The sequence below is a fragment of the Kitasatospora sp. NPDC088548 genome, assembly GCF_044753005.1.
Classification (GTDB): Bacteria; Actinomycetota; Actinomycetes; order Streptomycetales; family Streptomycetaceae; genus Kitasatospora.
Genome location: NZ_JBIVMI010000007.1, coordinates 233,298 through 244,885 on the forward strand (window position 1 = coordinate 233,298; position 11,588 = coordinate 244,885).

11 protein-coding genes are annotated in these 11,588 nt (G+C 73.1%); 8 read left to right on the forward strand and 3 right to left on the reverse strand.

The window, feature by feature from the left end:
- Positions 1-79: 79 nt before the first annotated feature.
- The 6 genes from ACIP82_RS12595 (at position 80) to ahcY (ending at position 6,545) form a co-directional block, all read left to right on the forward strand.
- Positions 80-445: a DUF3499 domain-containing protein gene (locus ACIP82_RS12595; protein WP_363613111.1), complete on the forward strand. Its 366-nt coding sequence runs from the start codon at positions 80-82 to the stop codon at positions 443-445.
- Positions 446-609: 164 nt separating this feature from the next.
- Positions 610-1,995, forward strand: a complete 1,386-nt coding sequence (locus ACIP82_RS12600; protein WP_400653300.1) for a phosphomannomutase/phosphoglucomutase — start codon at positions 610-612, stop codon at positions 1,993-1,995.
- 87 nt (positions 1,996-2,082) lie between these two features.
- Entirely contained in the window at positions 2,083-2,265 is a 183-nt protein-coding gene (locus tag ACIP82_RS12605) for a Trm112 family protein (protein ID WP_363613107.1), read from the forward strand.
- 110 nt (positions 2,266-2,375) lie between these two features.
- A complete protein-coding gene (locus ACIP82_RS12610) occupies positions 2,376-3,659 on the forward strand; it encodes an SIS domain-containing protein (RefSeq protein WP_363613105.1) in 1,284 nt (427 codons plus the stop codon).
- 115 nt (positions 3,660-3,774) lie between these two features.
- A complete protein-coding gene (locus tag ACIP82_RS12615) occupies positions 3,775-4,749 on the forward strand; it encodes a cation diffusion facilitator family transporter (RefSeq protein ID WP_363613103.1) in 975 nt (324 codons plus the stop codon).
- Positions 4,750-5,096: 347 nt separating this feature from the next.
- A complete protein-coding gene (gene ahcY, locus ACIP82_RS12620; protein ID WP_363613101.1) occupies positions 5,097-6,545 on the forward strand; it encodes an adenosylhomocysteinase in 1,449 nt (482 codons plus the stop codon).
- A gap of 71 nt (positions 6,546-6,616) precedes the next feature.
- Here the strand turns inward: ahcY and ACIP82_RS12625 are convergent, their stop codons facing one another.
- Entirely contained in the window at positions 6,617-7,678 is a 1,062-nt protein-coding gene (locus tag ACIP82_RS12625) for a hypothetical protein (RefSeq protein ID WP_400653303.1), read from the reverse strand.
- Positions 7,675-8,193: a SigE family RNA polymerase sigma factor gene (locus tag ACIP82_RS12630; protein ID WP_400653305.1), complete on the reverse strand. Its 519-nt coding sequence runs from the start codon at positions 8,191-8,193 to the stop codon at positions 7,675-7,677. The genes ACIP82_RS12625 and ACIP82_RS12630 overlap by 4 nt, the downstream gene beginning before the upstream one ends.
- A gap of 119 nt (positions 8,194-8,312) precedes the next feature.
- On the opposite strand from ACIP82_RS12630, the gene ACIP82_RS12635 reads away from it, so the two are divergent.
- On the forward strand, positions 8,313-8,948 hold the full coding sequence (locus ACIP82_RS12635; RefSeq protein WP_400653307.1) for a hypothetical protein: 636 nt from the start codon (positions 8,313-8,315) through the stop codon (positions 8,946-8,948).
- Between the two features lie 33 nt (positions 8,949-8,981).
- On the opposite strand, the gene ACIP82_RS12640 is transcribed toward ACIP82_RS12635, so the two are convergent.
- Positions 8,982-9,911: an RDD family protein gene (locus ACIP82_RS12640; RefSeq protein WP_400653309.1), complete on the reverse strand. Its 930-nt coding sequence runs from the start codon at positions 9,909-9,911 to the stop codon at positions 8,982-8,984.
- Positions 9,912-10,124: 213 nt separating this feature from the next.
- Here ACIP82_RS12640 and ACIP82_RS12645 point away from each other — a divergent pair, with 213 nt between their 5' ends.
- Positions 10,125-11,129 carry a stage II sporulation protein M gene (locus tag ACIP82_RS12645; RefSeq protein WP_363613092.1) on the forward strand — a complete coding sequence of 335 codons (1,005 nt, stop codon included), beginning with the start codon at positions 10,125-10,127 and terminating at the stop codon, positions 11,127-11,129.
- The last annotated feature ends 459 nt before the right edge of the window (positions 11,130-11,588 follow it).

An 11,588-nucleotide genomic window follows, 5' to 3' on the forward strand; every position in this document is an offset into this window, starting at 1 on the left:
CGCGCGGAGCGCGACACGGCACACCCTCCGGGCAGGCGGTCTTCGCTCCCCGGCGGGGAGTGCGGTACCGTCCACCCTCGTGAGCTCTGTACGTCGTTGTTCGCGGACCGCGTGCGGCCGGCCGGCCGTCGCGACGCTGACGTACGTCTACGCGGACTCCACCGCGGTGCTCGGCCCGCTCGCCACCTATGCCGAGCCGCACTGCTACGACCTGTGCGCCGAGCACGCCGAGCGGCTCACCGCCCCGCGCGGCTGGGAGGTCGTCCGGCTCGCCGCCGAGGCCGGGCCGCTGCGCCGCAGCAGCGACGACCTGGAAGCGCTCGCCAACGCCGTCCGCGAGGCCGCCCGCCCGCAGACCCCCCGTCAGGGCCGCGGGCCCGCAGGCGAATCCATCGAAGGCAGCCGCCGCGGCCACCTCCGCGTGCTGCGCTCGCCCGACAACTGACGCCCGGCCCGGACCACACCGCGCACGGACCGTTGGTCCGGCCCCGGTACGCTGCCCGTCTACCGCCGACCGAACGGCGCGGTACCCCGACCTATCGTGACCGGGGGCGACCAGCCCGCCGATCACACGCACACCGATCAGACAGAGACCAGGGTGGAGCCGCAGTGCGCGACCTCAAGCAGCTCGTGAAGGCGTACGACGTACGAGGCGTTGTCCCGGACCAGTGGGACGAGACCCTCGCGCGCGCCTTCGGCGCCGCGTTCGTGCGGGTCACCGGAGCGACCGCGATCGTGGTCGGCCACGACATGCGGCCCTCCTCGCCGTCCCTGAGCCGGGCCTTCGGCGAGGGCGCCGCCTCCTACGGCGCCGACGTCGTCGAGATCGGCCTCTGCTCGACCGACCAGCTGTACTACGCCAGCGGCAAGCTCGACCTGCCCGGCGCGATGTTCACCGCCAGCCACAACCCGGCCCAGTACAACGGCATCAAGCTCTGCCGCGCCGGCGCCGCCCCGGTCGGCCAGGACACCGGCCTGGCCGAGATCCGCGAGCTGGTCGAGTCCTGGACCGGCGAGGACGACACCGTCACCGTCCCGGCCGTGGACGTCAAGCCCGGCGCCCTGTCCGCGCAGGACACCCTGCGCGGCTACGCCGACCACCTGCTCGGCCTGGTCGACCTCAGCACGATCCGCCCGCTCAAGGTCGCCGTGGACGCCGGCAACGGCATGGGCGGCCACACCGTCCCCACCGTCTTCGACGGCCTGCCGATCGAGCTCGTCCCGATGTACTTCGAGCTGGACGGCACCTTCCCCAACCACGAGGCCAACCCGCTCGACCCGAAGAACCTGGTCGACCTCCAGGCCAAGGTCCGCGAGACCGGCGCCGACCTCGGCCTCGCCTTCGACGGCGACGCCGACCGCTGCTTCGTCGTCGACGAGCGCGGCGAGCCGGTCTCCCCGTCCGCCATCACCGCCCTGGTCGCCGTCCGTGAGATCGCCCGGGCGAAGGCCGCCGGCGAGGACGAGCCGACCGTCATCCACAACCTGATCACCTCCTGGACCGTCCCCGAGGTGGTCCGCGAGCTCGGCGGCAAGCCGGTCCGCACCCGGGTCGGCCACTCCTTCATCAAGCAGGAGATGGCCGTCACCGACGCCGTCTTCGGCGGCGAGCACTCCGCGCACTACTACTTCCGCGACTTCTGGCGCGCCGACACCGGCATGCTCGCCGCCCTGCACGTGCTGGCCGCCCTCGGCGGGCAGGACGGCACGCTCTCCGCGCTGACCGCCGAGTACGACCGCTACGCCGCCTCCGGCGAGATCAACAGCACCGTCGCCGACCAGGCCGACCGCTCGGCCGCCGTCCGCGCCGCGTACGCCGGCCTGGAGGGCACCACCATGGACGAGCTGGACGGCCTCACCGTCGCCGGCCCCGACTGGTGGTTCAACCTGCGCGCCTCCAACACCGAGCCGCTGCTTCGCCTCAACGTCGAGGCCAGGGATCCGGCCAGGATGGCCGAGCTGCGGGACGGCGTGCTCGCCATCGTCCGCGCCTGACGCACAACCCGCGTGCCCCGGCCGGTAGGGTTTCCTCCTGGCCGGGGCACCGCCGTGCCACCCCCGAGATCTGGAGCCCGACACCTCATGAAGCTCGAATCCTTCCTGCTGGAGATCCTGGTCTGCCCGCAGTGCCGGGCCGCGCTCACCGAGGGCGGCACCGAGGAGCAGCCCGAACTGGTCTGTACCGGCGAGACCTGCGGCCTGGCGTACCCGGTCCGGGACGGCATTCCGGTGCTGCTGGTGGACGAGGCCCGCCGCCCGGCCTGATCCTTGGGGCGGACACCTCGGGGCGGACGGTCCGGGAGCGGACGCCCGCACCCGTCGGCCGCACCACCGCTCAGCCCGCAGCGCCCAGCCAGCAGCCGGAGGCCCGCCGCATGCTCGACGACACCCTGCTCGACGACCCGGCCGCCCTCCAGCGCGCCGACCACGACCGGGCCCTGCTCGCCCTGGCCGGCTCCGGCGCCCGGGTCCGCACCGCGCTGCGGCTCGCCGAGGCGGCCGGCGTCGACCGGCTCCGCCCGGACGGCCGTCCGCGCGCCGTCCTGGTGGCCGGCCACGGCAGCGCCCTGACGGCGGGCGAGATCCTCGCCGTCCTGGCGGGCACCGCCAGCCTGGTCGCCCCGCTGCCGCCGACCGACGTCGCGGCCGTGCCACGGGTGGACCGCGCCACCGCGCCGCCGGTCTTCACCGCCGGGCTGGCCTGGCAGCTCCCCGGCTGGGTCGGGCCGCTGGACCTGCTGGTCATCAGCTCCGCCGACGGCGGCGAACGGGGCCTGATCGGCCTCGCCGAGCAGGCGTACGCGCGGGGCTGCGCCCTCGTCGTGACCGCCCCCGCCGGCAGCCCGCTGGCCGAGGCCGCCCTCCAGGTGCGCGCGCTGCCGCTGCCGTACGTGCCGTCCAACCTCCCCGAGGCCGAGACGCCGCCGGGACCGTCCGCCGAGCCGGACCTGCCGGCCGAGGACCCGGCCGCGCTCTGGGCCCACCTCACCCCGCTGCTCGCGCTCGCCCAGAAGCTCGGGGTCACCCAGCTGCCGTACGACGCGCTGCCGGCCACCGCCGACCTGCTCGACGCGACCGCCGTCCGCTGCCGCCCGGACGCCGCCGCGTACACCAACCCCGCCAAGAGCCTGGCCGCCCGGCTGGCCGGGACCGTCCCGCTGCTCTGGGCCGAGGGGCCGGTGGCCGGGGCCGCCGCCGGCCGGTTCGCCGCCCAGCTCGCCGACCGGGCCGGGCGCCCGGCGCTGGCCGGGCCGCTGCCGCAGGTGCTCACCGCGCACCGCGGCATGTTCACCGGCCAGCTCGGCGCGGGCGCCGACCCCGACGACTTCTTCCGCGACCGGGTGGACGAGCCGGACCCGCTGCACCTCCAGGTCCTGCTGCTGCGCCACGTCCCCGGGGGCGTGGGCGGGTCCGGTGGTCCGGGCGGTCCCGGTGATCCCGGCGAGCAGGACGGCGGCGGCCCGGTCGAGGTGCCGGAGGACGACGAGGGCCCGCGCGGGTTCGGTGCCTCCCGGGCGCACCGGCTGGCCGCCGCCCACGACGTCCGGCTCACCGAGTACGCCAGCACCCGGCCCGATCCGCTGCACGCGCTGGCCGACCTCGTGGCCCTCACCGACTTCGCCGCCGTCTACCTGGGGCTCGCGGCGGTGCAGTCCTGAGGCCGTTCCCGGTGGCCCGGTACCGTATGCGCTCGACGACTCCGACCGGGACGGATCCGGCGGAGCGGAGCGCGGGCTGTGTGGACGGCCCCCCGACGGAGGGACCCTCCTCAGCATGAGCACCGAAGGCGGTACCAAGGCACTGGTCGCGGCCCTGTCCGCGAACCTTGCGATCGCGGTGGCCAAGTTCACCGCCTTCGGCTTCACCGGCTCCTCCTCGATGCTGGCCGAGGGCGTGCACTCGGTCGCCGACTCCGGGAACCAGGTGCTGCTGCTGATCGGCGGCAAGCGGGCCCGCCGGGAGGCGGACGAGGAGCACCCCTTCGGCTACGGCCGCGAGCGCTACATCTACGGCTTCCTGGTCGCCATCGTGCTGTTCAGCGTCGGCGGTCTGTTCGCGATCTACGAGGGCTGGCACAAGATCAGCCACCCGGAGGAGCTGGACTCCTGGTACTGGGCGGTCGGCGTGCTGCTCTTCGCCATCGGGATGGAGGGCTGGTCCTTCCTGACCGCGATGCGCGAGTCGGCGAAGGCCAAGGGCGGGCAGGGCTGGGTGCAGTTCATCCGTACCGCCAAGGCCCCCGAGCTGCCCGTGGTGCTGCTGGAGGACGCCGGCGCGCTGATCGGTCTGGTGCTCGCGCTGCTGGGCGTCTCGCTCACCGTGATCACCGGGGACGGCGTCTGGGACGGCGCCGGCACCCTCTGCATCGGCATCCTGCTGGTGGTGATCGCCGTGGTGCTGGCCCTGGAGACCAAGTCGCTGCTGCTCGGCGAGTCCGCCGACAAGGACTCGGTCCGCAGGATCCGCGAGGCGCTGGTGGACCACGACTCCGTCACCCGGGTCATCCACATGCGGACCCTGCACCTGGGCCCGGAGGAACTGCTGGTCGCCGCCAAGATCGGGGTGAACGCGGAGGACACCGCCGCCCAGGTGGCCGAGGCCATCGACGCCGCCGAGGCACGGGTCCGCCAGGCCGTCCCGATCGCCCGGGCGATCTACCTGGAACCGGACGTCTACAGCGCCGAGAAGGCCGCCCAGGGTGACGACCCGGCGGCCACCCCCGGCGGCCCGGGGCTCACGGCGCACTGACGATATTTCGCCCAAAGTCCTTGGGCCGGGCTCTCGTTCCGCTGGAGAGCGGGGCCTCCCCCGGCCGAAAAACGGTCATCCCGAGCCGCCCGTCCGGACCGCCGGTGTAGATTCGTCACCAGAGCCAGAACGTCGCTGCTGATGGCGGTCGATCGGCGGTCCGCACTCGTGCGGGTGCCCGCCGGTCGAGGGAGAGAGGTCCTCCGACGGTTTGTGCTGCGCAGCAGGGAGCCGGTCCTCCACGGACCGGGCACCCCGGCGTTGCCGCGCACCCGTGCAGCCCCGCCGTGCCGCAACGCACGCCAGGACCGTGGCCATGCCCCACCCCATCAGCGAGGAGCAGACGCATGTCGACCGACATCACCGGTGACTTCAAGGTCGCCGACCTTTCCCTGGCGCCGTTCGGGCGCAAGGAGATCCAGCTGGCCGAGCACGAGATGCCCGGCCTGATGGCGATTCGCGCGGAGTACGCCGCTTCGCAGCCGCTGGCCGGCGCCCGGATCACCGGTTCGCTGCACATGACCGTGCAGACGGCGGTGCTGATCGAGACCCTGACGGCGCTGGGCGCCGAGGTCCGCTGGTGCTCGTGCAACATCTTCTCGACCCAGGACCACGCGGCCGCGGCGATCGCGGTCGGTCCGGAGGGCACCCCGGAGAACCCGCAGGGCGTGCCGGTGTTCGCCTGGAAGGGCGAGACCCTGGACGAGTACTGGTGGTGCACCGAGCAGGCGCTGACCTGGCCGAACGGCAAGACCCCGAACATGATCCTGGACGACGGCGGCGACGCGACGCTGCTGATCCACAAGGGTGTGGAGTTCGAGAAGGCCGGGGCCGCGCCGGACCCGTCGACCGCGGACAACGACGAGTTCCGGATCATCCTGGAGCTGCTCAACCGCACCCTGGTCGAGACGCCGAACAAGTGGACCGAGGTCGCCGCCACGATCAAGGGCGTGACCGAGGAGACCACCACGGGTGTCCACCGCCTGTACGAGATGCACCGTGACGGCAACCTGCTGTTCCCGGCGATCAACGTCAACGACTCGGTGACGAAGTCGAAGTTCGACAACAAGTACGGCTGCCGGCACTCGCTGATCGACGGCATCAACCGCGCCACCGACGTGCTGATCGGCGGCAAGGTCGCGGTCGTCGCCGGCTACGGCGACGTGGGCAAGGGCTGCGCGGAGTCGCTGCGCGGCCAGGGCGCCCGGGTGATCGTCACCGAGATCGACCCGATCTGCGCGCTGCAGGCCGCGATGGACGGCTACCAGGTCGCGACGCTGGAAGACGTGGTGGAGACGGCCGACATCTTCATCACCACGACCGGCAACAAGGACATCATCATGGCCTCGCACATGGCCCGGATGAAGCACCAGGCGATCGTGGGCAACATCGGCCACTTCGACAACGAGATCGACATGGCCGGTCTGGCGAAGCTGCCGGGTGTGGTGAAGACCGAGGTGAAGCCGCAGGTCCACGAGTGGCGCAAGGAGGACGGCCGGACGATCATCGTGCTGTCCGAGGGGCGTCTGCTGAACCTGGGCAACGCGACCGGCCACCCGTCGTTCGTGATGTCCAACTCCTTCGCGAACCAGACGATCGCCCAGATCGAGCTGTTCACGAAGACCGAGCAGTACCCGATCGGCGTCTACGTGCTGCCGAAGCACCTGGACGAGAAGGTCGCGCGGCTGCACCTGGACGCGCTGGGCGTGAAGCTGACCACCCTGAGCCAGGACCAGGCCGACTACATCGGCGTCCCGGTCGAGGGCCCGTACAAGGCGGACCAGTACCGCTACTGATCCGTTGACCCGACGGCCGCGGCCGGTGCCCCTGCTCAAGGGGTGCCGGCCGCGGCCGCGTTCAGCGGGTGTCAGCGCAGGACGTCGGTGACCCAGGCGCTGTCGTCGAGCCCGAGCGCCTGGATGCGGTCGAGCACCGCCGGTACGCCGCCGAGCCGCTCCAGCGACGGCGGCGGGTCCTCCGTCATCTGGGCGCAGACCCGCACGCCGCGGTCGACCGAACAGAGCGGCACGTAGCGGCCGTAGCTGCCGGGGGTGGTGGGAGTGGGGCTCGGCCCGGGCACGTCCGGCCTCAGGGTGACCGCGAGGGTCCGGCCGTCGACCCGGAGCACCAGATCGAACGACCAGTCGTCCGTGCCCGGATCCGACCGCAGGAGGCGCGCCTCGGCCACCTTGACCACGCCGGGCAGGTCGGTGATCCGCAGCGGCAGGGGGACGTCCCAGTGCCCGTACCGGACGTCGGCCGCGACCCGGTGCAGGACGTCCCGGGAGACGTCCTCCGGCCGGCCGCCGTGGGCCGTGATCTCCGCCCAGCGACCCGAGGGCGTCAGCCAGCGCAGCATCACGGCGTTGGGTTCCCGGTCACTGCGGGGGAGCGCCCAGTAGGCCTTCTTCCCGTTGACCGGCGGGGCCTCCTCCTCGGCCAGTGGCCATCCGCCCGGATCCCTCTCCACGGGCTCGGACCCGGCCGGGTAGAGCGAGAGCAGGATCTGGGGGGCGTCGGACCCCTTGCCCCGGGCCGCGATGTGGCCGTCGGCGTCGGACGGGCCGATGATCTCGGCGTCCGGCGGGTTGTAGCTGATGCCGGTCCGGCCGCCGACCCAGTCCGGCAGCCAGCCGAACCGGACCTCCGTGGTGAGCGGGTCGGCACCGAGGTACGTCATGGGCGGTGACGGGGAGACGACCGGCACGGCGGGCGCCGGGGCGCCACCGGGCGCCTGGAGGAGCAGTGAGGCGGCCAGGGCCACCACCGTGGCGGCGGCCGCAGCCCCGACGGCGGCCCGCCGCCGGCGGCGCAGCCGGGCCCGGCCCTGGACGATCGCCCAGGCGGTGTCGAGGGCGGTGGGCGGTGCGGGCTGGTCGGCCAGGGCGATCAGCTGCTCGGTCAGGTCGCGAGGCTCGTCGGTCGTCATGGCGTCCTCTCGGTGGCGACGGGGAGGGCGGCGAGGGTGTGCCGGAGCGTCGCGAGGCCGCGCGAGGTCTGGCTCTTGACGTTGCCCGACGAGCAGCCCATCGCCTCGGCCGCCTGGTCGACCGTCAGATCGCAGTAGTAGCGGAGCACCACGGTGGCCCGCTGGCGCGGGGGCAGCGTGGCGAGGGCCTGCCGCAGGTCGAGAGAGGCGTCGAGGTCGGGGCCGACGGCGGCCGCGTCCAGCTCCCGGTCGGTGCCGCTGCGGGTGGTCCGCCGCCACCAGGACGAGCGCTGCTCGGCCAGGAAGATGTTGACCAGCACCCTGCGGGCGTAGCCGTCGAGGTTCTCCATCCGTCCGGCCCGTGGCCAGTTGATGTAGAGCCTGGTCACGCTCTCCTGGACCAGGTCGTCCGCGCGGTGCCAGTCCCCGCACAGCAGATAGGCGACCTTGCGCAGCCAGCCGCTCCTGGTCGCCACGTACTCGGTGAACTCCGTTTCGCGTGCCTGCCCCGCCATCCCCGCCCCCCTCCTCCGGATCGGAGGCGCGGATCCGCGCCGCCCACCCCCCTAATGCGGGCACCCGCCGTAAACGTTGCATGCCGACCGGGCCGGACCGTCCACGTAGGCTTCGGACCATGCCCAACGGCCGGTACTCGCTCCACGACACCCATGACCACGTGCTGCTCGGGGAGGAGCGCTTCAGCTGCGCGCCCGGGCCGGCCGGCTGGCGGTACGTCTCCAAGACGTACGGGCCGGACGGCCAGGTCGTCGGCACCGTCGACCTGACGCTGGACTCGCGCAGCCGTCCGCTGCGGATGGAGCTGCGGGCGGGCGGCTGGCAGGTGCGCGGCGGGGCCGTCGACGGGGTGGCGTGGGTGCGCACCGACGCGGCGGACCCGGCCGGGGAGCACGCGACGGAGGGCCACGACCGAGCGCACGGCTTCACCGGGCGCTCGCCGGCCTTCCTGGTCGCGACCGCCCGGCTGCTACGGCTGGGGGAGGGGGCCAGTGCGCGGGTGCGGCTGGTCGCGTTCTCCGAACCGGTGCTGGCGCCGCGCACCTTCGACCAGGGGTGGCTGCTGGAGGGGGTGGAGACGCACCGGACCGACTCGGGGCCGCTGCTGGTCGAGCGGTACCAGGTGGCCGACCTGGAGACGGGCGAGCAGCAGGTGGTCCACCTCGCGGGGGACGTGGTGCTGGCGGCCGCCGGGGTCGAGCTGGAGGAGCTGGCGTCGCCGCCGAACGCCTGGCCGGCCGGGTTCGGGGGCTGAGCGGCGGTGGGCCGAGCGGTTGAGCCCAGGGCGTCAGGCCGGCGGGGCGAAGCCCGTGCCGGGGGACTGCGGCGGGGCGGGGGCGGGCGCCGGGGTGGCGGGGGCGGGGGCCGCAGGGGCCCCGGTCGCGCTGGGCGCCGTGGGAGCCGCAGCGGCGGTGGGTGTCGCGGGGGCGGCCGGGGCCGGCTGCCGGTACGACGCGTGGCCCTGCGCCCTGGTCCACTCCCGGCGCTGCCGCTCGGTCAGCACCGCACCGAGGTAGGCCGCCGGGTGCAGCCCGTACGGGACCGGGTGCCCGGTGCGGGCGGAGAGGTCGTCGGCGAGCCGGGCGGACATCTGGTGCGCCACCGCCGGGTCCAGCTCGCCGATCCGCCCGAGCAGCTGGCGGACCGCCAGCCAGAGCGGCTCCGGCACGGCGGAGAGATCCATCGCGACCAGCTCGGCGCCCATCGCCTGCAACAGCTGCGGGTGCACCACCGGCAGGGCGGTCGCGGCGCCGCCGCCCGGCACCCGCTCGCGGACCACCAGCGTCCCCGCGAAGATGTCGCCCAGTCGCTTGCCGTCCGAGGACACCGCCGAGCAGATCGCGGCCGGCACCCCGCTCAGCGCGACGATCTCGAAGAAGCCGACCAGGCCGCGCACCAGCGAGTGCCGGAACCGCACCGGCCCGCCGTCGCTGCGTACCACCCGCAGGCCCAGGGCGGCCTTGCCGAGCGAACGTCCGCGGGTGAGGGTCTCGACCATGACGGGCAGGGCGACCATGAAGAACACCAGCAGCCCGAGCGTGAGGGCGGCGAAGGCCGCGCTGTCGAGCCCGGTGAGGACGATGCCCAGGATCAGGGACGACAGCACCAGTGCGGCCGACTGCACGATCAGGTCCAGTGCGATGGCCAGCGCCCTGCTGGGAAGCTTCGCCGTGCGCAGGCCGAGGACGACCGCCTCACCCGTCACCAGGTCGCTCAAGACACCCGTCCGTTCCCATTGGTGGTCCGTGGGGGAGGGGACGTCCGTCGGATCGTCCCCCACGACCCCGATCTGCAGTCGTCAACATACGGGGCCGCGCACCCGTGCGGGAAGTGAGGTCCCGGCGGCCGGGGCGGCCCCGTCGGCTGGCATGCTGGGCCGCACCCGCACCCGACTGCCCCGCGCGCCCCGCGCCGACCCTGGAGCCGCCGAATGGACCTGGACGTCTTCGTCGCCACCCACCAGGGGGAGTGGGCCCGGCTGGACGCCCTCGCCAGGAACCGCCGGCTCAGTGGTGAGGAGGCCGACGAGCTCGTCACCCTCTACCAACGCGCCACCGGCCACCTGGCCAAGGTCCAGGCCGCCGCGCCCGACCCCACCCTCGAAGGCCGGCTCACCAGCCTGGTCTCCCGGGCCCGCGACGCGGTCACGGGCAGCCGCAGCAGCGGCTGGCGGGACGTCGCGCGGTACTACACGGTGAGCTTCCCGGCCGCGCTCTACCGCTCGCGCCGCTGGTGGCTGCCGGTCGCCGTGCTCTCTCTGCTCGCCACCGCCGTGGTCGCCTGGTGGGTGGCCGCGCACCCGGAGGTCCGCAACAGCCTGGCCACGCCGGAGACACTGCGGGAGATGACCAGGCCCGGCGGCGAGTACGAGGCGTACTACTCGGACCGCCCGGCCGGTTCCTTCGCGGCGCAGGTCTGGACGAACAACGCCTGGATCGCGGTGCAGTGCCTGCTCTACGGCATCGCGCTCGGCATCCCCGTGCTCTTCGTGCTGTGGACCAACGTCCTCAATCTCGGCCTCGGCATCGGCCTGATGGCCTCGGCGGGCCGGCTCGACGTCTTCCTCGGCCTGCTGATTCCACACGGCCTGCTGGAGCTGACCGCCGTCTTCGTGGCCGGCGGCCTGGGCCTGCGCCTCGGCTGGACGATCATCGACCCGGGCCCGCGCACCCGCGGGACGGCGCTGGCCGAACAGGGCCGGTCCATCATCGGGATGGCCATCGGCCTGACGACCGTTCTGGCCGTCTCCGGTGTCCTGGAAGCCTTTGTGACCCCGTCCGGCCTTCCCACCTGGGCGCGTATCGCGATCGGAGCCGCCGCGGAGGTGGCGTTCCTGTTGTACGCCCTCGTCCTGGGCCGGAAGGCCGCCGCGGCCGGCGAAACCGGCGATCTGGACGCGGCCGACCGGGCGGACCTGCAGCCGGTCGCGGCCTGAGCCGATGTGATCCACAGGCCTCTGACCTGGTACTGTTCTCACATCCCAGCAAAACCATTGACGTGGTGGCGGTGGGCTAGTAGGTTTGAACGGTTGAGACCGACTGGACAACGGTCGGGCTCGGGCGCTAGTGTCTACGACACCGCCGAACGAGGCCAGCGTGTTTTACGAATGCGCTCCCTCCGACGAGGTAAATTCCGGAACTGAGCACACCGAAAGCTTTGATAAGCTTCGGAGCGAAGTGAAGGAAATCCCCCCAGCGGGAATTCAGGGAAACAAACGCCGGTCAAACCGGCAGCGCGGATCTGATAAGCTGGGAACACGAAAGAACGAAGCGCCCGGAGGGCCCGCTGGAAGGCGGCCCGAAGGAAGTGTCCGTTCCTTGAGAACTCAACAGCGTGCCAAAAGTCAACGCCAGATATGTTGACATCCCCGGCCTCGGATTGTTCCGGGGTTGGA